This window comes from Novosphingobium naphthalenivorans NBRC 102051 (assembly GCF_001590985.1).
GTDB classification, from domain to species: Bacteria; Pseudomonadota; Alphaproteobacteria; order Sphingomonadales; family Sphingomonadaceae; genus Novosphingobium; species Novosphingobium naphthalenivorans.
In genome coordinates this window covers 78,763-100,285 of sequence record NZ_BCTX01000004.1, presented here as the reverse complement: position 1 = coordinate 100,285, position 21,523 = coordinate 78,763, and the positions used below count along the sequence as shown (strand labels likewise).

Sequence of the window (21,523 nt, the reverse complement as noted above, 5' to 3'; positions counted from 1 at the left end):
TCAGACCCCCATTCGCATGATGTCCTGATAGGCGGACAACAGCTTGTTACGAACCTGCAGGGTTGCTTCGAAGGCAACACCGGCTTCCTGGCGGGCGAGCATGACCTTGGCGACGTCGGTCACTTCGCCCTTCTGATAGGCTTCGGTCAGCCCGTCGGCTTTCGCCTGCACCGAACTCACACCGTCCAGAGCATTCTTCAGCGTATCGGCGAAACCCTGTGCGGGCTCCTGCGTCTGGGCCGGGCCGGCAACGGCAGTGGCGTCGGCGCCCTGGGTGGAATGCAGTTGCTTGAGCAGATCGTTGCGCTGAATGATCTGCTGGCGCATCTGCATGATCTGCTGGACACCGCCGGCGCCACCGCCGATGCCAGAGATCCCGCTCATCGCCGGCCGCCGACCGCAGTGCGGCCGATCTCAATGCCGGCCTCGCGCAGCGAGGCGAGGCGGTAGCGAAGCGTGCGCTCCGAAATGCCGAGCTCGCGGGCGGCGCGGCCGCGGTTGCCGCCGCAGGCCTCAAGCGTTTCCATGATCGCGCGGGCTTCCGAGATCTGGACGACGCTCGACAGGCGGCGGGGCGCTTCGGCGGCCGCGGCAGCCGCGAGGGCTTCCATCGAGGTCGGCGCCGGAGCGGCAACGAGACGGGCCGGGCTGTCGAAGACGATATCTTCGGGGGCGATCAGGTCCTTGCCGTGAGCCAGCAGCAGGGCGCGGCGCATGACGTTTTCGAGTTCGCGGACATTGCCCGGCCACTGGTGCAGCTTGAGCATGGCCAGGGCGCCTTCGGTCAGCACCGGAACGCGGGCCGGATCGGGCGCATGGCGCAGGGCCATGGCGAAGGCGAGCGGCGCGATGTCGTCCGGACGTTCGCGCAGCGGGCGCAGCGTCAGCGGGAAGACATTGAGGCGGTAGTAAAGGTCGGCGCGGAAACGGCCTTCGGCAACTTCGGCCGGAAGATCGCGGTTGGCGCAAGCGATTACCCGCACGTTAACCTTAATCGGGTGAGTCGCACCGATCGGCACGACTTCCTGTTCCTGGAGCGCACGCAGCAGCTTGGCCTGAAGCTGGAGCGGCATCTCGGCGATTTCGTCGAGCAGCAGGGTGCCGCCGTCGGCTGCACGCATGAAGCCTTCGCTGGCCTGGGTCGCGCCGGTGAAAGCGCCCTTCTGGTGGCCGAACAGCATGGCCTCCAGCATGGCTTCCGGCATCGCCGCGCAGTTGACGGCGATGAACGGGCCGTTGCGACGGTCGCTGCGGGCATGGATGAAACGGCTGAGCACTTCCTTGCCGGTGCCGGTCGGGCCATTGATCAGAACGGGGATGTCGCTGGTGGCCAGACGGTCGGCCAGCGCGAAAATCGAGAGACTTTCGGGATCGGCGGCGATCGGTTCGGCGGGGCCGGACATGGCGGCGAGCAGCATGGCAAGCGAGGCTTCGCTGACGCCGTCGCCGTAAGTCAGGCTGATTTCACCATCGGCAGCGCGGCTCAGGGCGGGCATGTGGCCGCGGGCAAGACGCACGGTGCGCGCATTCGGATTGCCCGGTGCAGTATCCTTCGCGTCGCGCAGATCGATCGCGGTGCAGTCGAACAACGACGTCGCGATCGCCCCCGCGCGATTGACCAGCGGACCATGCCGGCGCGCAAATTCATCGTTAAGAGCCAGAGCGGCCATGTCTCGATTTCCCCCGTGGAATTAACCAGTTCCGAGGGTGTTTATGTGGGCCTAACGGCCAAGAGATCGGAAATTTAAGGCCTCGTATTAACACCTAAATTTGCCGTTATGCGGCAAGGGTCTGCAGGCCATCCGGCAAGCCCCCGGCAAGAAACCGGCAACGAAGCGGCTTAATTTTGCCGGTCCGTTGCCGGTCTATGCAGTGGCAGCCGTGCCGGATGGGCCGGTCAGGTTGCCCGGATCTCGGGACACCTAACGGGAGCTTTGAAATGTCAGTTATCAATACCAACATCTCGGCGATCAAGGCGATGAACGCCTCGAACTCGGCGAGCAAGATGCAGAGCACGGTCATGGAGCGCCTGTCGACCGGCAAGCGTATCAACGGTTCGAAGGACGACGCCGCCGGCCTCGCCATCGCCACCTCGATGACCTCGTCGATCAAGGGCATGAGCCAGGGCATCCGTAACGCCAACGACGGTATCTCGCTGGCCCAGACCGCCGACGGCGCTCTGTCGGAAGTTACCAACATGCTGCAGCGCGTTCGTGAACTTTCGGTCCAGTCGTCCTCGGGTACCTACCAGGACTCCGACCGTGCGGCGATGCAGTCGGAAGTGACCGCGCTCACCAGCCAGATCGGCGACGTGCTCTCGCAGACGAAGTTCAACGGCAACGCGCTGTTCTCGACCACGTCGGGTTCGGACGTCTCCTTCGACATCCAGACCGGTGCGAACTCGGGCGAGAAGATCACGCTGACGTCGACCGCGATCGACGGCACCAACATCACGTCGGCGGCTCTGGACGTTTCGACCTCGACGGCCGCTTCGACCACCATCGACAACGTCGATTCTGCTCTGGCGGACGTTAACTCCACCCGCGCTTCGCTGGGTGCCGGCCAGAACCGCCTCGAATCGGCGATCAACACCCTGACCAACAACGTGACGAACCTCTCGGACGCGCGTTCGCGGATCGAGGACGCCGACTATTCGAGCGAAACCACGGCGATGGCCAAGGCGCAGATCCTCTCGCAGGCTTCGACCGCGATGCTCTCGCAGGCCAACCAGAGCCAGCAGAACGTCCTGTCGCTGCTGCGCTAATCTAAAAATTAGTTAACCAGCCTGCCCTAACCAAGCAGGTTTTCGGGCCCGGTGGGTTTCCCCAGACCGCCGGGCCCTTTTTCGTGTCTGCAGGATAGGCACAGGGAACCTTCGCCATACGGTGGCGATGGTCTCCCACGCAGGTTCGGAGCGGCCGCTTTGCCGGAGGGGTTCTCTGACATAGCGGGCCCCAGACTGCCCCCTTTCCCGAAAATGCCCGCGATCGTTGTGGACTTGGCGATGCGCCTAGCGGCGCTGCCGGTTACACGGATGGTGCCGGGCATGACCCAGTAGGGTCAAACACGGCTATCGTCAGCCGGTCAGCTCTTGGCGTTCGGACAAGGCCGCCTTGCGGATGCATCGTTAATACCATCGCCGGTGGACCTCTTCCTCACGCAGCCGACTGTCCGGTGGGCCAACCATCGCTGCTTTGTCCTTGCGCGTTTCCCATGCGCGAGGACGCGTCCGCATAAGCCTCCCAACACGTTCGCGAATGGTTATCCGGTTGCGTGCCGGGCCAGTGAGAACGGCATCGGGCCGATCGGGGCGGGACTCGCGCTTACGGACGTGAGGACGATTGGCGAGCTACCCCTGCACCGTGCGTCGAGACGGATGTTGGGGGCTGCCAGTGCGGCAAGGCTTTTCGGCCTCGAAACAGGGCGAGCGCCAGCGGGCGTGCCCGGCGCAGATGGTCAACCAGACCTCACGGTCGATCCGAAGAGCGCCGTCAGTAAAGCTTTCGTAGAGAGCACGGAGGGTGGGAAGGCCGGATTCCGGTCCGGTTGCACCAGGCACGCTCTCCCTTTCGTTCGAGCGCCATGGCGCGGCGGCCGGACGCGTGGCCCGGCAACCGGATCGCGGCCGTGATGGCCGGATCCGGGTACAGGGCCGGCGCCGGATCAGTCCAGCAGCGTGATGGAGATACGGCGGTTGCGCGGATCCTGCGGATTGTCCGGGATCAGCAGTTCCTTGTCGGCCACGCCTTCGATGCGCTTGAACCGGTCCTCGCTGATGCCATCACGCATCAGGGCCTGGCGCGTCGCTTCGGCACGGCCGGCCGAGAGCGACCAGTTGTTGCCCCGGACATCCGCCTTGTACGGCAGGGCATCGGTATGGCCGCGGATGGTGAGCTGGCCAGCATCGGGGCCGACGGCCTCGGCGAGCGCGCTGATCAGTTCGGCGGCCTCGGGGGTCAGCACCGTGGTGCCCATGCGGAACATCGAGAAGTCGGCGTCGTCCACCAGGTCGATGCGCACGCCCTCAGTGGTGTCGACGAGCCGGACCTGTTTGGCGAGCTGGCGCAGGCGCCGGGTCGATTCGAGCTTTTTCGTGACCGCTTCCTTGGCGCGCATGGTGCGCTTGACCTTAGTGCCGCCTTCCTTCGGTCCGCCGGTGGCGTCGCGCGGAATGGTCAGCGTCTTGGTGCCGGTCTGGCCGGCGCGGTGCGGATAATCGTCGGCGTCGACAAGCGAGGAACCGCCCAGCAGGCCGGCGCCCGACCCTGCGGAGGCGTCCTTGTTCTTGACCAGCGTCGGCGTGAAGTAGTCGGCAATGCCCTTGCGCTGCTTTTCGGTGGTCGCACCGAGAATCCACAAGAGGAGGAAGAACGCCATCATCGCCGTCACGAAGTCGGCATAGGCGACTTTCCACGCGCCGCCGTGGTGGCCGCCGGCAACCACGGTGATCTTCTTGACGATGATTGGTTTGGGCGGCTCGTTCTTGCCCCGCTTGGCGGCCATCTCAGCGGCCCCTCATGGCGTCGAGCAGTTCGGACAGGCCGGGGCGGAACGCGTGGCCGAGGCCCGAGCGGGCCGATTCGACCACCAGCGGCTGCGGCCAGCCGTGCAGCGAGGCGATGATGACTTGCTTGACGGCGTGGAAGATCTGCTCGTCCTGCTCGTTCACCTGCTTGAGGCGTCCGGCCATCGGCGCGACAATGCCGTAGGCCAGCAACACGCCCATGAAGGTGCCGACGAGCGCCGAGCCGATCATGCCGCCCAGGATCGAAGGCGGCTTGTCGATCGAGCCCATGGTCTTCACGACGCCCAGAACGGCCGCGACGATACCGAGCGCGGGCAGGGCATCGGCCAGCGTCTGCAGCGCGTGCTGGGGTTCGTGCAGCTCGTGGAAGTGAGTCTTCATGGCGTTGTCCATGACGTCCTCGACGGCGTGGACTTCCAGCGTGCCGGAGGAGACGACAATCAGCGTCAGGGTGTCGCAGATCAGGTGGACCAGCGCTTCGTTGCCGAGAATGCGGGGGAATTCGGCGAAGAGCGAGGAGGTCTTGGGATCGTTGACATGGCTTTCCAGCGCCACCGGGCCTTCCGAGCGCAGGATGCGCATCAGACGGGTGGTCAGGATAATCGCATCGATATGATCCTGCTTGTTGTGCTTCGGCCCCTTGAACACGCGTGCGAAACCGGCGCCGAGCGCCTTGATCTCGTGCATCGAGTTGCCGGTGACGATTGCCCCCACGGCGGCGCCGCCAATGATGATGAGCTCGTGCGGAATCGCTTCGAGCACCGGGCCGAGCGCGCCGCCGGTGATCGCGAAGCCGCCGAACACCATCACCAGCAGGATAACGACGCCGATGATTGCAAACATGGTTAACTTCCCCCGTCGAAAAAGAACCCGGCCCTGCCGAAGGCCGGGGGCAATGGTCTCAGTTCAGGTTGTTGAACAGGCTGAGGCTGGACAGCTTGGTGAAGCTCGCCTGGCTGGCCTCGAGAACGGTCAGTGTTTCCTGCAGGTTCGCGATGGCCTCGGTCATGTCGACCCCGCCGAGGTCGGACTTCTCGTTCGCCCGCAGTTCCGAAAGATTGGTGCTGCGCGTGGCGACGGTATCGAGCCAGGCAAGCCGGGTGCCGACCACCGTCTGCGCCGTGGACAGCGTGTCCAGACCCGTCTTGAGCGATGCCAGCGCGTCGTTGGCTGATCCGGTCGGATCGGTGGATCCGCCCTTGAGCGCATCGGACAGCGACTTGATCGTCGCCATCACGTCGGTGGTATTGCCGTTGCCATCGGTGAATTCGAAAATCTGCGTGCCGGTCATCGAACTGGCCATCGTCTGGCCGTCGCCGATCGGCAGGCTGTCCGCGCTGCCAGTGCCGATATACGTGGCGTTGCCATTGGCATCGAGCTCATAGGCATTGCCTGAACTCTCGCCCCCGAACAGCGCGTGGCCGTTCGAATCGCGCGAATTGGCGAGAGTCACCAGATCCTGCTGGATCTGATCCAGTTCGGTGGCGATGCCAGCGCGCTGGGTGTCGGTCAGCGTGGTGCTGGCGGCCTGGGTGGCCAGTTCCTGGGCGCGGATGATGGCGGTCGACATGTTCGACATGGCCGAATCGGCCAGCGACAGGTCCGCGGTCGCGCGGTCGGCGTTCGACGAGTCGATGGTTGCCAGTTTTTCAAGCCGCGAGAGCGTGCGCAACCGGGCGGCGGCGACGGGATCGTCCGACGAGCGCGACAGTTTTTCGCCGCTGCCGACCTGTGCCTGCAGAGTCTCGGCCTTCAGGCGCAAGTCCTTCATGCTGGCGCGGGACCGCTCGTAAAAGGCGCTGGTGCTGGTGGAAACGATCGTCATGGCGGGCCTACTTGATGCCTAGGATGGTGTCGAAGATGTCGGAGGCCACCTGCATCACCCGGCCCGAAGCCTGGAATGCCTGCTGGTAGCGCACGAGGTTGACGGCTTCCTGATCGAGATCGACGCCGGCCTGAGCCTGAAGCGCGACCTTGGCGGCGCTGGCGATCGAATCGAGAGCGTCGCGCGTCACTGTCCGTCCGGCCACCGCGCTGGAAATGCCGAACAGCACAGTGTTCATGTCGCCCGCCGGATCGGCGGTGGAGAGCGCGTCGCGCAGGGCCGTGAGGTTCGTCGCGTCGCGGCTGCCTGCGGCGCTGCCGGCCGCGGCGGTGGCGACGGCGCTGCCGCCGGTGGCGATCATCGTCATGTCGGCCGCGCCGGTGCCGCTGAACAGCGCCGTGCCGGTATCGCCGTTCAGGTCCACGCCATTCGCCTGCGCGGTGTTGACGGTATCGATGATCTTGGCGGCGAGCGCGTCGAGCTGGCTGTTGGTGTCGGCAAGCTGGGTCAGGGCCTGTCCTTTGCCGGCCAGGGCCCCGGAATCGATCGTCGCTGCGGAACTGTCCAGCGTGAAGGAGATGGTCCCGTCAGTGGCGGTGGCCATTTCCAGAGTCGAGGCCGTGCCGCCCGTGACCATGGTCGGGCCGGAGGAATCCCCCAGCGTGACAGTGACGACGCCATTGGTGCCGAAACTGGTCGAGATGCCGAGCTGGTCGCTCAGGTTCTGCAGCAGCAGATCGCGCTGGTCCAGCAGCGAGGTCTGGTCGCTCGACGAATCCGAGGAGCGGGCGAGGCGCAGGTTCACGCGGGCCAGTTCGGTCGTGATGCTGTTGACCGTGTCAACGCCCGACTGCGCTTCGAAACGCAGCCCGTCGCCGACGGCCTGGAGGCTGGACGACGTGACGTTGAAGGTCTCGGCCATGCTGCGGCCCTGTTCGACCACCGAAGCGCGCAGGGCGCCGTCGGAGGGGTCGGAGACCAGCTGCTGCAGGGCCGCTTCGAAGTTGACGATCGAATCGTAGGCGCCGGTCTGCTCGACGGCGGATTCGATGTTCTCCAGACCCTGCACTTCGGCATCGGCGCGCGCGGCGTCGGAGCCGGTGCGGCGGACTTCGGACTGGCGGAAGGTATCGGCGTTGCGGACCACGCTGGCGACGCGCACGCCGGCCAGGTTGATTTCGGTCGGCGAAGTGCTGACCGAGTTGACGCCCAGTTCGGTGACAGTGACGCTGCGGCGGACATACCCTTCCGACGAGGCGTTCGAGATGTTGTTGGCCGTGACGTCGAGCGCTGCCTTGGCAGCACGCGCGCCCGAACTGGCGATCGTGAGGAGGTCCGCGGCCATGGCTTAGGTGTCTCCCGTTCCGGTGGTGGTGCCCATGGTGATGCCCGTACCGCTGCTCGGGCCGATGCCAATACCGGCAGTAGTCTGGTCCGCGCTCTGTTCGGGCAGGAACCGCGCCATCTGCGCCTCGATGATGGTGGCAAAGCCGAGCGTGCCGCTCTGCGCGGTCACGTCGGCGAAATGCTCGTCCTGCATCTGGTTGAAGGTGTCGAGCGCCTGGCTGCTGAACAGCTTGTCGCCGCCGAAGTCGGCCTTGCGGGCGCTCGACAGCATCTGGCGCATGAACAGCGATTCGAACTGCTTGGCCACGGCTGTGAGCTTTTCGCGATCGGTCGCGGTCGCAGCCGTGGTCATGCCGGGAAGGGAGGACGTGATCGTGCTCATATCACCACCATTTCCGCCTTGAGCGCGCCGGCCTGCTTGAGCGCTTCGAGGATCGCGACGAGGTCCGACGGGGTGACGCCCAGCATGTTGAGGGCATCGACCACCTTGGACAGCGAGGCGCCGGGCTGGAACAGCGCGACGGAGCGCTTTTCCTCGTCGGCCGAGAGCGTCGAGTTCTGTTCGACGGCGGTCTGGCCCTTGCTGAACGGGGCGGGCTGGACCACGGTCGGATTCTCGTCGACCCGCACGGTCAGCTTGCCGTGGCTGATCGCGGCGGCCGAGAGGCGCACGGCCGAGTTGATGACGACAGTGCCGGTGCGGCTGTTGACGATCACGCGGGCCGGCGTTTCGGCCGGATCGACATTGATCATCTCGATCGCCGCCATCACGCTGGCGCGGGTGTTGGGATCGAGCGGCAGGGTCAGGGCCAGCGTGACGCCGTCCTCGACCGAGGCCGTGCCCGGGATTCGCGCGTTGATCGCATCGCGCACGCGCGCGGCGGTCAGGAAGTCGGCGTCGAACAGGTTCCAGCGCAGCACCGGATTGTTGTCGAACCCGGTGGCGACTGCGCGTTCGACGCTGGCGCCGTCGGCAATGCGGCCGACGGTCGGGATGTTGACGGTCAGGTTCGAGCCGTCCTTGCCGGAAATGCCGAGGCCGCCCACGGCCAGGTTGCCCTGGGCCATCGCATAGACCTGGCCGTCGGCACCGTAGAGCGGGGTCAGGATCAGGGCGCCGCCGCGCAGCGACTTGGCCTTGCCGATCGTCGAGACGGTCACGTCGATGCGCTGGCCCGGCTTGGCGAAGGCGGGAAGATCGGCGGTGATCATGACGGCCGCGGCGTTCTTGAGGCCCGGCGCGACGCCGGCGGGCAGGGTCAGGCCCATGCGGCCCGAGACGCCCTTCATCGCCTGGGTCAGATATTCGAGGTTGTCGTCACCCGTGCCCGGCAGGCCGACGACGATGCCGTAGCCGGTGAGCTGGTTCGAGCGCACGCCCTGGAACTGCCCGAGGTCGCGCACGCGTTCGGCCATGGCCGCGCCGGGAAGCACGGCGGCGAAAGCGGCGCTGAGAGCGGCGAGGGAAAGGAGGATGCGGCGAATCATGGCGGTCCCCATCAGAACGGCGAGATCATGTTGAAGAACCGGCCAAGCCAGCCCTGTTTGCTCGACTGCTGCAGCGCGCCCTTGCCACTGTATTCGATGTGGGCATCGGCGACGCGGCTCGACGGGATGGCGTTCTCCTGGTCGATATCGGCCAGGCGAATGATGCCGGAAAACCGGATCCATTCATTTCCCTGGCTGAGCAGCATCTGCTTTTCCCCTCTGACAAGCGCGGTGCCGTTGGGACGAACCTCCGCAATGGTGACGGAAAGCGTCGAGGCGAGCGTGCTCGTCTGGGCCGCATTTCCCCCTCCGTTGAACGACGAAGTCGAGCTTGCTTTAAGGGCATTGGGATTCAGGAAGGACAGGAGCCCGGCGGTCGGCGGGGTGATCGAGGCACCGCCGCCCTTCGAGTTCTTGGAAGTCACTGACTTGGCGGCGGTGGTGCTTTCCACGAGCTGGATCGTCACGGGATCGCCGACCCGGGCGGCACGCGTGCCGGTGTAAAGCGGCGCATAGCCGGTTGCGACGTTGAAGATGCCGCCGGTCGCGGCCTGGGGCTGCGCGGGCTGGGCCATCGGTAGCGTGGGCTCGAAGCCGGAGACCTTGGGCTTCTTCTTCGCGAGTGCCGGCGACGGAGCCGCTGCCAGCATGGTCATCGCGAGAAGCGCCGCGGCGCAATGGGTGAATGTCTTGCTCATGGTCCTTACAGCGTCTGGTTGGCGTTCTTGAGCATTTCGTCGACGGCCGAGATCATCTTCGAGTTGATCTCGTAGGCGCGCTGGGTCTCGATCATGTCGACCAGTTCCTCGACGATGTTCACGTTCGAACCTTCGAGCATACCCTGCTTGATGTTGCCGCGCCCCTGCTGGCCGGCAATGCCGATCTGCGCCGGGCCGCTGGCGGTGGTTTCAAGCATGAAGTTGTCCGACGAGGCCTGAAGGGCGGCCGGATTGGTAAAGCTGGCGATCGTGATCTGGCCGAGCTGCGTGGCATCGGTCTGTCCGGCGACCTGGGCCGAAACCGTGCCGTCGGTGGAAACGGTGATCGTGGTCGTGCCTTCGGGAATGGTGATCGGCGGCTGGACCACATAGCCCTGCGCCGTCACCAGCTGGCCCTCGGACGAGCGCGTGAAGTTGCCGGCGCGGGTATAGCCGAGCTGGCCGCCTGGAAGCTGCACCTGGAAGTAGCCGTCGCCGTCGAGCGCGAGATCGAGCGAGTTGCCCGTGGAGTTCAGCGAACCCTGCGTTTCCATGCGGGTGGTCGACTGGATGCCGACGCCGGTGCCGAGGTTCAGGCCCGTGGCGTAAGTGGTTTCGGTCGATGACTGGGCGCCGGCCACGCGGGCGTCCTGATAGGCGAGCGTCGCGAAGTTCGCGCGGTCGCGCTTGAACGCGGTGGTCGAAACGTTCGCCAGGTTGTTGGCGATCACGCGCATCCGCGTGTCCTGGGCTTCGAGACCGGTACGGGCGACCTGGAGTGCTGAACTGGGCATGGCTTCTTATTCCTCAGCTATCGATGCGCATGAGACGGGCGCCAGCTTCATCGAGCTGGCCGGCGGTCTGGACGAGCTTGGTCCGCATATCGAAAAGACGCTGGGCCGAGATCATCTGGACCAGTACTTCGGATGCGTTGACGTTCGATTCTTCGAGTGCTCCGGTAATTACCCGGGCATTCTCGTCGACCGGAAGGACACCCCCGCCTTTCACGCGGAACTGTCCGTCGAGGTCCTTGGCGATCTGGGTGCCGGTGGTGCTGACCAGCTTGATCCGGTCGACGGCCTGCGGCGGCTGGTCCGGCGTGGCGGGATCGGTGATCATCACGTTGCCGTCCGGCGCGATCGTCACGTTCGAGCCGGGCGGTACGGTGATCGGGCCGTTGTTGCCGATCACCGGCAGGCCTTCGCCGTTCTGGAGCACGCCGGTCACGGTGACCGAAAGGTCGCCGCGCCGGGTGTAGCTCTCCTGCCCGTCGGGGGCCTGAACCGCGAGCATGGCATCGCCCTGCATCGCGATGTCGAGGGCGTAACCGGTCTGCTTGATCTCGCCGTCCTTCATCGAGGCGCTCTTCACCTCGGTGCTGGACATGGCCCGCACATCCAGTTGCGGGCCTTCCAGCGTCATCGGCGTTGCCTGCAGAATCTCGGCCTTGAAGCCGGTCGTCTGGGCATTGGCCATGTTGCTGGCAATCACGCGCTGCTGGTTGAGCGAGGCGTTCATGCCCGAAACGGCGGTGTAGATCAGACGGTCCATCGGTCAGCCCCCCAGCGTTATCCGTCAGGTCCGCAGGTTGATGATGGTCTGCGAGATCTGGGTGGCGGTATCGATCGCCTTGGCGTTCGCCTGGAAGTTGCGCTGGGCGGTGATCAGCGAAACGAGTTCCTCGGCGATGTCGACGTTCGAACGCTCCAGCGCGCCCGACAGCAGGCTGCCGTAGCTGTTCGAGCCGGGCTGGCCATAAGTTGCGGTGCCCGAAGTGCCGGTCGCGGCCCAGGTCGCGTTGCCGAGCTGCTTGAGGCCGGTCGGGGCGATGAAGTGGGCGAGGGCGACGACGCCCAGCGTTTCGCTGGTGCCGTCCGAATAGGTGGCGACGACGTCCCCGTTCTCGCCGACCGAAACGCCCGAGTAGTCGGCGCCGGCGGCATTGGTCGAGGGAATCTGCACCGCCTGCAGGGTGGTGCCGCTGATCGCGCCGGTGGAATCGACCGGGTAGACCTGAAGCTGCGAGCCCTGGGCATTGGTGATGTAGCCGTCGCCGTCGACCGTGAAAGCGCCGTTGCGGGTGTACTGGGTATCGCCCGAGAGCGGGTTGACCACGGTGAAGAAGCCTTCGCCGTTCACCGCGACGTCAAGCGCATTGCCGGTCTGCTCGATCGGGCCCAGCGTGAAGTCCTGGGTGATCTTGGCGACGCTCGAACCGACACCGAACGTGGTGTTCGGGTTGGAATTGGCCGAAGCGGCGATGATGTCGGAGAAGGCGGTGTTGCTCTTCTTGAAGCCACCGGTTTCCGAGTTGGCGATGTTGTTCGAAATGACGCTGAGGTCGGTCTGGGCGCTCTTGAGGCCGCTGAGGGATGTATAGAAAGACATCGAGGCAATACTCCTGGAAGAGGATCAGGCTGCGGTTTGCGTGTCGGTCGAACCGGAGGACAGGCTGGCGCTCAGCGCTGACACGGCGCTCTGCGTCGCGTTCTGGGCGGAGACGACATCGTCGAGCTTCGACGAGATCGTGCTCAGCGTGTCGTTCATCTCGGTCGAGTTGGACAGCTGCGAGAACTGCGCCATCTGCGCGAGCATTTCCTTCTGGTCGACCGGATTGGTCGGGTCCTGCTGCTCCATCTGGGCCAGCATGAGCTTGAGGAAATCGTTCGAATTGAGCTGCGAAAGCGAATTCTTGGCCGTGGACGAGGAACTCGTCGTCGAGCTGGTCGAGGTTACGGAAGTGACGGTCATTTCATCCTCATCGTGTCGAGCATGAGCTGCTTGGCGGTGGACATGGCCTCGACCAGGTTCTGGTACTGGCGCGAGGCTTCGAGCATCTCGACCATCTCCGCGTTCTCATCGACGGGAGCGACCCAGACGTCGCCGTTCTCGTCGGCGAGCGGGTGGTCGGGATTGTGCTGGCGGACGGCAGCGGCGCTCTCGCGCACGACGCCCTGCACATCGACGGAGGCCAGACCGCTGGCGCGGTCGAGGTCTTCGGCAAAGACGGCGCGGATCGGCTTGTAGGCAGCTTCCTCGCTGCCCGAGACGGTCCCGGCATTCGCCAGGTTCGACGCTGCGGCGTTCATGCGCACCAGCTGGGCGGACATGCCGCGCTGGGCGAGGCCGAACAGGGTCATGGGCTGGTTGGACATCGTCAGTCTCCCTTCAGGGCCCGGGTCACGGTATCCACGCGGGCGCGGATGAACTGGAGCGTGGCCGAATAGCCGACGGCGTTTTCGGAGAAGGCGACCTGCTCGTTCTGCAGTTCGACCGTGTTGCCGTCGAGCGAAGGCATCACCGGCGTGCGGTAGAGCGTCGCGCGGTCGGCGGCGGTTGAGACGTCGGTCCCGCTCTCGGCAGCCTTGAGCGCGGCGGTGAAGTCGATGTCCTTCGCTTTGTAGCCGGGGGTGCCGGCATTGGCGATATTGGAGGCAAGCAGGCCCATGCGCTGCGAGCGCAATTCCAGAGCCGTGCCATTGATTCCGAAAAGATCGGGCATTTCTCTCGTGTCCTACGTTTACCAGCGGACTTAATAGCAAAGGGCGTGCCAAAATCCGGAATGGCCCGTTTTTCACGGGTTTTGGCGGTTTCGGCGCAAGGCTGGCAGCCGGAGCGGCAAGAGTTTGCCGGTAGGCGGCAAATTTACGCCTTCGGACTTCAAATCCGGCAGCACCTGTCGTTCTGTATGCCAAAGGAGATCTGCACAGATGCAGCCGGAAAACCTGTTCGACGCGGGCAGTGCCCTGATCGTGGTGGGCGGGACGTGCATGGCCACGGTCCTGCGCTGCGGGCTGGGTGATACACGTGCGGCGCTTGCAGCGCTGATGGGGCTTGGCCGGACCAGCTTCGATGCGGCGCGTGTGCGCTCCGAGCTGGCCGTGCATGTCCGCGGAATGCAGGCGAATGGCGTGATCCGCACCGAGCCGCGCTTTTTCGGCGATGCCGAAATCGACGAGGCGACGGATGCGCTGATCGGCACGCGCTCCATCGCAAGCCTGCACCGTACCCATCTCGAGCACAAGCGCGAGCGCAACCGGAACGCCCTGCGGGCGGTGCGCACGCTGACCCAGGCGGCCGATCTGGCGCCGGTGTTCGGTCTGGCCGGCACGCTTGTTTCGCTCAGCCAGCTTCCTGCCGGAGACGGGGCGGGCGGGAGCTTTACCGCAGCGATCTCCATGGCGGTGCTCACCACTCTCTACGGGCTCTTGCTCGGCAATCTCTTCTTCGCCCCGCTGGCGCGCGCTGTGGCGCGCCGCGCCTCGGATGAGGAAAAGGCCCGCCAGCGTGTGCTCGACTGGCTTGAAAAGCAGGTGGCCGGCGCCTTGCCGGCCGCGCCCGCGGCAAACGTGATCAAGCACAAGGCGGTGGCAGGCCAGGCGCGATGAGCGTTCGGGCCGGGCAGAGCTGGCAGACATCGCTGGCGGATCTGTCGCTGATCCTGTTCATGGCCACGGCGGCAGCGGCCAGCCATCAGGTGTCCAAGCCGCCGGCCAAGACCGCTTCCAGCCAGGCTTCCGCCGCGCCTTCGCCGCAGACCGAGCCGCTCTCGGTCTATGTCGCCGGGCCGGGCGCGCCGCCGCTTGCACAGTGGCTGCACGAGCAGGCAGCGGACCCGCGCCAGCAATTGACGATTACGGCCCGCTACGGGGCGGGGAGCGGCGCCCAGTCGCGCGCGCTCGCCGAAGCGGAGAAGCTCCTGGCCGAGGCAGGAGCGCAGGGGCAGGCCGCGCGGATCGTGGTCGAGCCGGGCGACGGCGCGGTGCGCGCCGTTCTGGCTTACGACTCTCCCTATGAAGGACGGACGGACGGCAAATCTTCTCGATAAAATGGCATGGTACTTGCTTAGTTTTCAGCAAGTCCAATTGACGGGAAATCCATGCCATGACTCCCAGCCTCATTCTCCTTGCCGCCGCTGCGGCGTCCGGAGCTTTCGCTGATCTCGACGTGATCGACCGCCAGGTTGCCGCGTTCACGGGCGCGACGGTTGGTCAGGTCGGTGGCGCGTTGACCCCGGTCGACCGGCGTCTGCGCCTGCAGCCCTGTCGCAGCGGTATTGCGCTGTCGTGGCGCACGACACTGCAGGAAAGCGTCGTGGTGCAATGCGGCGATGTGAACGGCTGGCGCCTGTTCGTGCCGGTCCGCCGGCCGGCGCCGGTTGCCGCCGCTATACCCGAGCGTGTGCCCGACGCGGTCAATCGCGGCGATGCCGTCGCGATTGCGATCAGCGGTGACGGGTTTACCGTTTCTCAACCAGGCGAAGCTATGGAATCCGGGCCGGTCGGTGCTTGGATACGAGTGAGGCCGGTGTCTGCGGGCAATGCCCGCACAGAACCGATGCGGGCGCGCATTGAACGCCCGGGACTGGTAATCTTGCCGCTGCCGTAAGGCGGCGGATTTTTATTGCCTGCCGCCAATTGGCAGTTTTTTGCCGCCCCCATTAAAAAGTTCTATAAAGTGCCGTTCTCAAGGTCAGGAACTTTTAAGGAGCGGCATCATGCCACCTATCGAAGTGGGACCTGCACGCGCTGCCAGCGCGATCGATGCAAGGTTGGCCCGCGCGGCGGGCGGTGAAGCATTGCCCGGTGCGAACGGGGCTGCTGCCAACCGCACGACAAGCAAGAATACGAGCACGACTGCCAGTACGGCGGTGGAAACCTCCGACGCGCTCAATCCGGGCGCGGCGCCGGTCGATACCGATCGTGTCAATGCAGTCCGCAAGGCTGTGGAATCCGGCTCGTACCCGCTGATTCCCGCCAAGATCGCAGATGCCATGATCGCCGCCGGCGTCATGCTGAGGAGCCCGAAGTAATGTCCAGTTCCGATCTTCGTGACACCCTGCGGCAGATGCTTGCCGTTCTGGAAGAAGAGCGGCAGGCCCTTGCCGGGCTGGATCTGGACGGGATCGTCGGTGCCTCCAACGACAAGAACCGCCTGTGCGGAACCCTGGAAGGCGTAGAGCCTGTGCAACTGGACGAGGAATGCCGCGGCATGCTCGACACCGCACGGCGCCTGAACGAGGTAAACCGCCAGGTTCGCAACATTATCGCGGCCAATGTGTCACGGCGTCTCGATGCCATGATGGGCGGTCCGCAGCTCTATCGCGCGGGGGCGACTTATGCCGTCGCCGGTGCCAGGGCCTAACGAAAAGGCATTTGGCACGCCTCTTGCTTAAGCGGATCCCGGTAACTTTTGTGCCGGGAGCCGGAATTGAGCGAGGGACAGATCTACAACGGGATTGGCGGCGCCGCTGCGGCCGGGGGGGCGCAGACGCGCGCCGCCATCGCCCGTGCGTCCGAAAAGACCGGGGTGGATTTCCAGTACCTGCTCGCGCAGGCCAAACTGGAATCGAGCCTTGATCCCGGTGCCCGGGCTTCGACTTCGAGCGCGGCCGGGCTTTATCAGTTCACCCAGGGAACCTGGCTTGAGACGCTGGGGCGTCACGGCTCCGAGCATGGGATGGACTGGGTCAACAGCGTGATCCAGGGTGGCCGTATCAGCGATCCGGGCACGCGCGCGCAAGTCATGGGGCTGCGCTACAACGCCGATGTCTCGTCGATGATGGCCGCCGAGCTGGCCAGCGACAACAAGGCCGAACTCACCACCCAGCTGGGCCGCGAGCCCGATGCCGCCGAACTCTACATGGCGCATTTCCTCGGCATCGCCGGGGCGAGCAAGTTCTTCTCGGCATTGCAGAGCGATCCGTCGCAGAGCGCGGCGGCGATCCTTCCCAAGGCGGCGGCGGCCAATCACGGCATTTTCTACGCGGGCGGTGGTCCGCGCAGCGTCGGCGCCGTCATGGACCTGATGCGCGGCAAGGTCTCCAGCGCCATGGAAGGCGGCGATGCCGCTTACTGGGCCAGCGTGAGCCCCGCGCAGGGCGTTCAGACCGCTTCAAACGAAATCACCGAACAGGCGGGGGCCAGCTGGCAACCGCCGATGGGCCCGATCGCCCGCGAATTCCACGCCGGGCTGGGCTCCGCGCCGCAGGCGCCGAAAGTGAGCACGCTCTCGATGGCGGAAACGCTGCAGGGCGCATTCGGAACCTCTCCGGACGCCGTCCCCGCGCGGGTGCGTGATGCCTACGCCAAGCTTGCGAGGTTCAACCTGTGAATCTGTTCAACCGTATCAGCGATCCCGGCGCCATCGCGCTGCCGGCGGGCATCCTGGTCCTCATCGTCCTGATGATCGTGCCGGTGCCGGCTTTCGTGCTGGACGTCTCCTTCGTCATGAACATCGCGCTTTCGGTCGCGGTGCTGATGGCGGCGATGAACGCGGAAAAGCCGCTGGACTTCTCCTCGTTCCCGTCCGTGCTGCTGTTCGCGACGCTGCTGCGCCTGGCGCTCAACGTCGCTTCGACCCGCGTCGTCCTCGTGCATGGCCACGAAGGCGGCGAAGCGGCGGGCAAGGTCATCGAGAGTTTCGGCGAGTTCCTGATCGGCGGCAATTTCGCCGTCGGCATCTTCGTCTTCCTGATCCTCGTCATCATCAACCTGGTGGTCGTCACCAAGGGTGCGGGCCGCGTGTCCGAAGTGTCCGCGCGCTTCACCCTGGATGCCTTGCCGGGCAAGCAGATGGCGATCGACGCCGATCTGGCCGCCGGCCTGATGACCGCCGAAGAAGCCAAGGCCCGTCGCCGCGAAGTGGCGACCGAGGCGGACTTCTACGGCTCGATGGACGGTTCGTCGAAGTTCGTGAAGGGCGACGCGATTGCCGCCCTGCTGATCCTGGGCGTCAATATCATCGCCGGTTTCTGCCTGGGCATGATCAGCCACGGCCTTTCGGCGGGCGATGCGGCGCAGACTTACATCACGCTGGCGATCGGCGACGCGCTCGTCGCGCAGGTGCCGTCGCTGCTGCTTTCGATCGCCGCGGCCGTCATCGTTACCCGCGTCTCCGACAGCCGCGACCTTGCCGGCCAGATCGGCGGCCAGTTCGCCGCGCCCGGCACCTGGCTGCCGGTGGCGGTCGTGCTCGGCGCCATCGGCATGATCCCGGCGATGCCGCAGACGGTGTTCCTGCCCGCTTCGGGCCTCGCCTTCTGGCTGTGGAACACCTTGCGCAAGCGTGCGGTCAAGGCGGCCATTCCGGAGCCCGAACCGGAACCCGTGGTCGATCCGGCGCGGATCGACCTGGACGAAGTGTCCGATCACACGCTGGTCACGATCGAGCTGGGCTATGGCCTCGTACAGCTTGTCGACGAACGGCGCGGTTCGCCGCTGGTCACCCGGATCACCGGCGTGCGCAAGCAGCTCAGCCAGGCATTCGGCTTCATCGTCCCGCAGTTCCGCGTCCGTGACGCGCTCGACATGCCGCCATACGAATACCGCGTGGTGCTGGGCGGCGTGAACCTGGGCGGCAGCACGATCCGGCCCGACAAGGTGCTGGCGATCGACACCGGCGAAGTGCGCCAGAACCACACCATCCGGGGCGAGGCCGCGCGAGATCCCAGCTTCGGCTGCCCGGCGCTGTGGATCGATCCTGCTTCCCGCGATCACGCGACCGCCGAAGGTTTCCTCACGGTCGATCCCGGCACGGTCATCGCGACGCATCTCAACCAGTTGCTGAGCGAGAGCCCGCAGGATCTGCTCGGCCCCGATCAGGTCAAGGCCCTGCTCGAATCGCTCAAGGTGAATTCGGCCGGGCTTGTCGAGACCGTCTATCCGCAGCCGCTTTCGCTTGCCGCGCTCACCCGTGTGCTGCGCACGCTGCTGGAGGATCACATTCCGATCACGCATCCGCTGCCGATCCTCGCCAGCCTGTCACGCGCGGTTCAGCAGACGACCGATCACGACCGGCTGATCGAGCTGGTCCGCTCCGACCTCGGCGGGCTCATCGTCGGCCGGGTCTGCCCGCCGAACGCGCGGCTTGCCGTCATCACCCTCGATGCCGGTCTCGAAAGCGCGATCGTCCAGGGTATGCGCGATCCGGTGACTGGCCAGCCGGTGATCGAGCCGGATCTGGCCCGCATGATCGGCGAACGTATTTCCGAACTGTCCGAGGCTCGTGGTCCGGGCGCGATTCCGCTGACGCTGGTCGTCCAGCCGGCGGCGCGCCGGGCGTTGTCCGCCCTGCTGCGGCTGCGCGCGCCCTCGTGCCTCGTCATCTCGATCGCGGAGCTGCCGCCGACGCAGCCGATCGAAGTTGTCGACGTCATTGGTGCGGCGCCCGCTGTGAACCAGCAACCGGGCCTGACGCACTCCGAATCCGCCAGAAACGACTATCAAGACCAAGCAGAGAGCATGGCTGCATGAAACAAGATCAAGGTGCCTTCACAACGGCCCACGCCACTCCTGTTCCCGCTGGCCGCCCCAATCGAGTCGCCGGGGCCTACCAGGGGGACGTAGCCGACCGCGTCCGGCGGTTTCTGCCGATGGTCAGGCGATTGGCCTGGCACGTCCACGGCACCGGCAGGCCGGGCATAGAGCTGGAGGATCTCATCCAGGCGGGGCTCGTCGCGCTGACCGAATGCGCGCAGAAGCACTCCGGCCCGACCGAGGACGGCTTTGCCGCCTATGCCAAGATGCGCGTGCGCGGGGCGATGGTCGATCTCATCCGCCGCACCGTGCCGATGTCGCGCGGGGCCGCCGAACGCCGCCGCCTGCTGGCGGAAAAGGAAGCGGAACTGCGCGGCGAACTGGGCCGCGATCCGCATCCGCAGGAACTGGCCGATGCCATGGGCATGGCCATACAGGATCTGGCCGCGCTGCGCGATTCCAGCCAGCCCTTGCGCTTCGATTCCATTGACGAGGTCTATTCCGATCAGAGCATGGCCTTTGCCGACGAGATGCCCGACAGCTTTTCCCTCATGGCCGACGAGGAACTGCGCGGCGCGGTGATCGATGCCATCACCGACTTGCCCGACCGGCTCAAGCTGGTGGTGCAGCTCTACTTCGTCGAGGAGTTGAACCTCGCGGAAATCGCGGAAGTCCTTCAGGTTTCCACCCCGCGCGTGCACCAGCTCAAGGCGCAGGCGCTCAGCAAGCTGCGCGAAAGTCTCGAAGGGGTTGCCGACATTCTGTGAATTCCCGGCCATTCCGGCGCGTTGTGATGTGGTAATGCCGTTGGTCGAAGGCAGGGGGCGGTTCGTCGATTAAGCCCCTGTTCCCGTCCGGGCGGGCTCTACCCCCTTGCAGTTCAATGCGGGGGGCGGCGGTCTCCCGTTCCAGGGAACTGTCCGGGAGCCTCCATCGACATGATCCAGCACGGCAGACTGAAGCGTGCGGCCCTTTTCGCCGCACCCCTGCTCGCACTTGCCATTGCCCCCCAAACCGCTTTCGCCGCCGATCCTCCGGCGAATAGCGCTGCGGCCGCCGCGGTGCACGTGCCGGTCGAGTATCACAAGCTTGCCAATGGCCTGAAAGTGGTGATCTCGCCCGATCACTCGGTGCCCACCACGACGATCGGCGTCTATTACGGCATCGGCTTTCGCATCGAGCCCAAGGATCGCACGGGCTTTGCCCACTTGTTCGAACACATGATGTTCCAGGGCTCGCAGAACCTGGGCAAGGCCGAGTTCATCGGCCTCGTCAACAAGAACGGCGGCGTGCTCAACGGATCGACCCGGTTCGACTTCACCAACTATTACGAAGTCGTCCCCAGCAATACGACCGAGACCTTCCTGTGGGCCGAGGCCGACCGGATGAAGGGGCTGGACATTACCCAGGCCAACCTGACCAACCAGCAGGAAGTCGTGAAGAACGAGGTCAAGGTCAACGTCCTCAACCAGCCCTATGGTGGTTTCCCCTGGCTCGACCTGCCGCAGCTGGCCAATTCCAACTGGTACAACGCGCACAATTTCTACGGCGATCTGAAAGAGATCGACGCGGCGACGCTGGGGGACGTGCAGGCGTTCTTCAAGCAGTACTATGCGCCCAACAATGCCGTGCTGGTGGTGGCCGGCGACGTTGACCCCCAGCAGGTGATGGGCTGGGCGAACCAGTATTTCGGCGTGATCCCCGCCGCGCCGAAGATCGCGCGGCCCGACATTTCCGAGCCGCGCCAGACGGCGGAAAAGCGCATCGAGAAGACGGATCCGCTGGCGCCGCAGCCCGCACTCGCCTGGGCCTATCACGTGCCGCCCAAGGGCACGCCCGAATGGGCGGCGATGACGCTGATCGACCTGATGCTGATGCAGGGGGACGACAGCCGCTTCACCAAAGTGCTGGTCAACGACAAGGGCTATGGCGGCAGTGTCGATGGCGGCATCAACTGGCCGCTGGGCAATGCTTACGACTACAACGGGCCGATGCTGTGGTCGGGCATGATCATTCACGGTCCCGATGTCAGCGATGACACGATCCTCGCCGCGATTGACGGTATCGTGAAGGATCTGCAGACCAATCTCATCACGCCCGCGGAGATGGAGCGGGCCAAGACCAAGGCCCGCTCGAAGCTCTACGACGTGATCGGCGACGGCAACCGCATCGGTCTCGTCAACCTGCTCGCCAGCTTTGCGCTGTTCGACGACGATCCGGGCCGGATCAACCGGTTGGAGCAGGAGATCGACAAGGTCACGCCCGAGCTGATCCGCAAGACCGCGCAAGAATACTTGCGGCCGGCCAACCGTTCGATCGTGGACCTGAAGCCCGGTGTGAAATCGGCTGGGACCGCGGCGGAAACCGGCAAGTAAGGGAGGCG

Annotated in this window: 25 protein-coding genes; 10 read left to right on the top strand and 15 right to left on the bottom strand. The window is 65.3% G+C overall.

Going from position 1 to position 21,523, the window contains the following annotated elements:
- Both fliE and NN5_RS02660 read right to left on the bottom strand, forming a co-directional pair.
- Entirely contained in the window at positions 1 to 384 is a 384-nt protein-coding gene (fliE, locus tag NN5_RS02665) for a flagellar hook-basal body complex protein FliE (RefSeq protein ID WP_067732508.1), read from the bottom strand.
- Positions 381 to 1,670, bottom strand: coding sequence for a sigma-54 interaction domain-containing protein (locus tag NN5_RS02660; RefSeq protein WP_067732507.1), 1,290 nt, complete (start codon positions 1,668 to 1,670; stop codon positions 381 to 383). The genes fliE and NN5_RS02660 overlap by 4 nt, the downstream gene beginning before the upstream one ends.
- 269 nt (positions 1,671 to 1,939) lie before the next feature.
- Between NN5_RS02660 and NN5_RS02655 the strand changes: the two genes are divergently transcribed.
- Positions 1,940 to 2,764 (top strand): flagellin N-terminal helical domain-containing protein, encoded by an 825-nt coding sequence (locus NN5_RS02655; RefSeq protein WP_067732506.1) that lies wholly within the window; start codon positions 1,940 to 1,942, stop codon positions 2,762 to 2,764.
- Between the two features lie 899 nt (positions 2,765 to 3,663).
- Here the strand turns inward: NN5_RS02655 and NN5_RS02650 are convergent.
- From NN5_RS02650 to flgB, 13 genes are read right to left on the bottom strand one after another with little or no spacing between them, the layout of a single operon-like run.
- A complete protein-coding gene (locus tag NN5_RS02650) occupies positions 3,664 to 4,503 on the bottom strand; it encodes a flagellar motor protein MotB (protein WP_067732505.1) in 840 nt (279 codons plus the stop codon).
- A gap of 1 nt (position 4,504) precedes the next feature.
- Complete coding sequence (gene motA / locus NN5_RS02645) at positions 4,505 to 5,368, bottom strand: flagellar motor stator protein MotA (RefSeq protein WP_067732504.1); 864 nt, start codon at positions 5,366 to 5,368, stop codon at positions 4,505 to 4,507.
- 58 nt (positions 5,369 to 5,426) lie between these two features.
- A complete protein-coding gene (flgL, locus tag NN5_RS02640; protein WP_067732503.1) occupies positions 5,427 to 6,350 on the bottom strand; it encodes a flagellar hook-associated protein FlgL in 924 nt (307 codons plus the stop codon).
- 7 nt (positions 6,351 to 6,357) lie between these two features.
- Positions 6,358 to 7,695: a flagellar hook-associated protein FlgK gene (gene flgK, locus NN5_RS02635; RefSeq protein ID WP_067732502.1), complete on the bottom strand. Its 1,338-nt coding sequence runs from the start codon at positions 7,693 to 7,695 to the stop codon at positions 6,358 to 6,360.
- Positions 7,696 to 7,698: 3 nt separating this feature from the next.
- A complete protein-coding gene (locus tag NN5_RS02630; RefSeq protein ID WP_084384691.1) occupies positions 7,699 to 8,079 on the bottom strand; it encodes a rod-binding protein in 381 nt (126 codons plus the stop codon).
- Entirely contained in the window at positions 8,076 to 9,185 is a 1,110-nt protein-coding gene (locus NN5_RS02625) for a flagellar basal body P-ring protein FlgI (protein WP_067732535.1), read from the bottom strand. The genes NN5_RS02630 and NN5_RS02625 overlap by 4 nt, the downstream gene beginning before the upstream one ends.
- Positions 9,186 to 9,196: 11 nt before the next feature.
- Entirely contained in the window at positions 9,197 to 9,883 is a 687-nt protein-coding gene (locus NN5_RS02620; protein ID WP_067732501.1) for a flagellar basal body L-ring protein FlgH, read from the bottom strand.
- 5 nt (positions 9,884 to 9,888) lie between these two features.
- Entirely contained in the window at positions 9,889 to 10,677 is a 789-nt protein-coding gene (gene flgG / locus NN5_RS02615) for a flagellar basal-body rod protein FlgG (RefSeq protein ID WP_067732500.1), read from the bottom strand.
- A 13-nt stretch (positions 10,678 to 10,690) separates the two neighbouring features.
- Positions 10,691 to 11,434, bottom strand: coding sequence for a flagellar basal body rod protein FlgF (locus NN5_RS02610; RefSeq protein ID WP_067732499.1), 744 nt, complete (start codon positions 11,432 to 11,434; stop codon positions 10,691 to 10,693).
- A gap of 24 nt (positions 11,435 to 11,458) precedes the next feature.
- Positions 11,459 to 12,271 (bottom strand): flagellar hook-basal body complex protein, encoded by an 813-nt coding sequence (locus NN5_RS02605; protein WP_067732498.1) that lies wholly within the window; start codon positions 12,269 to 12,271, stop codon positions 11,459 to 11,461.
- Positions 12,272 to 12,295: 24 nt separating this feature from the next.
- Positions 12,296 to 12,634, bottom strand: a complete 339-nt coding sequence (locus NN5_RS02600; protein ID WP_067732497.1) for a flagellar hook capping FlgD N-terminal domain-containing protein — start codon at positions 12,632 to 12,634, stop codon at positions 12,296 to 12,298.
- The gene (gene flgC, locus NN5_RS02595; RefSeq protein WP_067732496.1) at positions 12,631 to 13,038 is read right to left on the bottom strand and encodes a flagellar basal body rod protein FlgC; all 408 of its coding nucleotides are present in this window, start codon (positions 13,036 to 13,038) and stop codon (positions 12,631 to 12,633) included. Before flgC ends, NN5_RS02600 begins: the two co-directional genes overlap by 4 nt.
- Positions 13,039 to 13,040: 2 nt before the next feature.
- Positions 13,041 to 13,385 (bottom strand): flagellar basal body rod protein FlgB, encoded by a 345-nt coding sequence (gene flgB, locus NN5_RS02590; protein ID WP_067732495.1) that lies wholly within the window; start codon positions 13,383 to 13,385, stop codon positions 13,041 to 13,043.
- Positions 13,386 to 13,593: 208 nt separating this feature from the next.
- On the opposite strand from flgB, the gene NN5_RS02585 reads away from it, so the two are divergent.
- The 9 genes from NN5_RS02585 (at position 13,594) to NN5_RS02545 (ending at position 21,515) form a co-directional block, all read left to right on the top strand.
- Positions 13,594 to 14,271 (top strand): MotA/TolQ/ExbB proton channel family protein, encoded by a 678-nt coding sequence (locus NN5_RS02585; RefSeq protein WP_067732494.1) that lies wholly within the window; start codon positions 13,594 to 13,596, stop codon positions 14,269 to 14,271.
- Positions 14,268 to 14,711, top strand: coding sequence for a hypothetical protein (locus NN5_RS02580; RefSeq protein ID WP_067732493.1), 444 nt, complete (start codon positions 14,268 to 14,270; stop codon positions 14,709 to 14,711). The genes NN5_RS02585 and NN5_RS02580 overlap by 4 nt, the downstream gene beginning before the upstream one ends.
- A 56-nt stretch (positions 14,712 to 14,767) precedes the next feature.
- Entirely contained in the window at positions 14,768 to 15,271 is a 504-nt protein-coding gene (locus NN5_RS02575; protein WP_067732492.1) for a flagella basal body P-ring formation protein FlgA, read from the top strand.
- 109 nt (positions 15,272 to 15,380) lie between these two features.
- The gene (locus NN5_RS02570) at positions 15,381 to 15,695 is read left to right on the top strand and encodes a flagellar biosynthesis anti-sigma factor FlgM (protein ID WP_067732491.1); all 315 of its coding nucleotides are present in this window, start codon (positions 15,381 to 15,383) and stop codon (positions 15,693 to 15,695) included.
- A complete protein-coding gene (locus NN5_RS02565) occupies positions 15,695 to 16,027 on the top strand; it encodes a flagellar protein FlgN (RefSeq protein WP_245656163.1) in 333 nt (110 codons plus the stop codon). The genes NN5_RS02570 and NN5_RS02565 overlap by 1 nt, the downstream gene beginning before the upstream one ends.
- Before the next feature lie 66 nt (positions 16,028 to 16,093).
- On the top strand, positions 16,094 to 16,996 hold the full coding sequence (locus tag NN5_RS02560; RefSeq protein WP_245656162.1) for a lysozyme family protein: 903 nt from the start codon (positions 16,094 to 16,096) through the stop codon (positions 16,994 to 16,996).
- Positions 16,997 to 17,067: 71 nt separating this feature from the next.
- Positions 17,068 to 19,137, top strand: coding sequence for a flagellar biosynthesis protein FlhA (locus tag NN5_RS02555; RefSeq protein WP_373280320.1), 2,070 nt, complete (start codon positions 17,068 to 17,070; stop codon positions 19,135 to 19,137).
- Positions 19,134 to 19,907 carry a sigma-70 family RNA polymerase sigma factor gene (locus tag NN5_RS02550; protein ID WP_067732489.1) on the top strand — a complete coding sequence of 258 codons (774 nt, stop codon included), beginning with the start codon at positions 19,134 to 19,136 and terminating at the stop codon, positions 19,905 to 19,907. Before NN5_RS02555 ends, NN5_RS02550 begins: the two co-directional genes overlap by 4 nt.
- Before the next feature lie 171 nt (positions 19,908 to 20,078).
- On the top strand, positions 20,079 to 21,515 hold the full coding sequence (locus NN5_RS02545; RefSeq protein ID WP_067732488.1) for a M16 family metallopeptidase: 1,437 nt from the start codon (positions 20,079 to 20,081) through the stop codon (positions 21,513 to 21,515).
- The last annotated feature ends 8 nt before the right edge of the window (positions 21,516 to 21,523 follow it).

Bases quoted from the DNA above. Each gene is read 5' to 3' on its own strand.
- fliE (WP_067732508.1), bottom strand. From the start codon at position 384: ATGAGCGGGATCTCTGGCATCGGCGGTGGCGCCGGCGGTGTCCAGCAG.
- NN5_RS02660 (WP_067732507.1), bottom strand. From the start codon at position 1,670: ATGGCCGCTCTGGCTCTTAACGATGAATTTGCGCGCCGGCATGGTCCG.
- NN5_RS02655 (WP_067732506.1), top strand. From the start codon at position 1,940: ATGTCAGTTATCAATACCAACATCTCGGCGATCAAGGCGATGAACGCC.
- NN5_RS02650 (WP_067732505.1), bottom strand. From the start codon at position 4,503: ATGGCCGCCAAGCGGGGCAAGAACGAGCCGCCCAAACCAATCATCGTC.
- motA (WP_067732504.1), bottom strand. From the start codon at position 5,368: ATGTTTGCAATCATCGGCGTCGTTATCCTGCTGGTGATGGTGTTCGGC.
- flgL (WP_067732503.1), bottom strand. From the start codon at position 6,350: ATGACGATCGTTTCCACCAGCACCAGCGCCTTTTACGAGCGGTCCCGC.
- flgK (WP_067732502.1), bottom strand. From the start codon at position 7,695: ATGGCCGCGGACCTCCTCACGATCGCCAGTTCGGGCGCGCGTGCTGCC.
- NN5_RS02630 (WP_084384691.1), bottom strand. From the start codon at position 8,079: ATGAGCACGATCACGTCCTCCCTTCCCGGCATGACCACGGCTGCGACC.
- NN5_RS02625 (WP_067732535.1), bottom strand. From the start codon at position 9,185: ATGATTCGCCGCATCCTCCTTTCCCTCGCCGCTCTCAGCGCCGCTTTC.
- NN5_RS02620 (WP_067732501.1), bottom strand. From the start codon at position 9,883: ATGAGCAAGACATTCACCCATTGCGCCGCGGCGCTTCTCGCGATGACC.
- flgG (WP_067732500.1), bottom strand. From the start codon at position 10,677: ATGCCCAGTTCAGCACTCCAGGTCGCCCGTACCGGTCTCGAAGCCCAG.
- NN5_RS02610 (WP_067732499.1), bottom strand. From the start codon at position 11,434: ATGGACCGTCTGATCTACACCGCCGTTTCGGGCATGAACGCCTCGCTC.
- NN5_RS02605 (WP_067732498.1), bottom strand. From the start codon at position 12,271: ATGTCTTTCTATACATCCCTCAGCGGCCTCAAGAGCGCCCAGACCGAC.
- NN5_RS02600 (WP_067732497.1), bottom strand. From the start codon at position 12,634: ATGACCGTCACTTCCGTAACCTCGACCAGCTCGACGACGAGTTCCTCG.
- flgC (WP_067732496.1), bottom strand. From the start codon at position 13,038: ATGTCCAACCAGCCCATGACCCTGTTCGGCCTCGCCCAGCGCGGCATG.
- flgB (WP_067732495.1), bottom strand. From the start codon at position 13,385: ATGCCCGATCTTTTCGGAATCAATGGCACGGCTCTGGAATTGCGCTCG.
- NN5_RS02585 (WP_067732494.1), top strand. From the start codon at position 13,594: ATGCAGCCGGAAAACCTGTTCGACGCGGGCAGTGCCCTGATCGTGGTG.
- NN5_RS02580 (WP_067732493.1), top strand. From the start codon at position 14,268: ATGAGCGTTCGGGCCGGGCAGAGCTGGCAGACATCGCTGGCGGATCTG.
- NN5_RS02575 (WP_067732492.1), top strand. From the start codon at position 14,768: ATGACTCCCAGCCTCATTCTCCTTGCCGCCGCTGCGGCGTCCGGAGCT.
- NN5_RS02570 (WP_067732491.1), top strand. From the start codon at position 15,381: ATGCCACCTATCGAAGTGGGACCTGCACGCGCTGCCAGCGCGATCGAT.
- NN5_RS02565 (WP_245656163.1), top strand. From the start codon at position 15,695: ATGTCCAGTTCCGATCTTCGTGACACCCTGCGGCAGATGCTTGCCGTT.
- NN5_RS02555 (WP_373280320.1), top strand. From the start codon at position 17,068: ATGATCGTGCCGGTGCCGGCTTTCGTGCTGGACGTCTCCTTCGTCATG.
- NN5_RS02550 (WP_067732489.1), top strand. From the start codon at position 19,134: ATGAAACAAGATCAAGGTGCCTTCACAACGGCCCACGCCACTCCTGTT.
- NN5_RS02545 (WP_067732488.1), top strand. From the start codon at position 20,079: ATGATCCAGCACGGCAGACTGAAGCGTGCGGCCCTTTTCGCCGCACCC.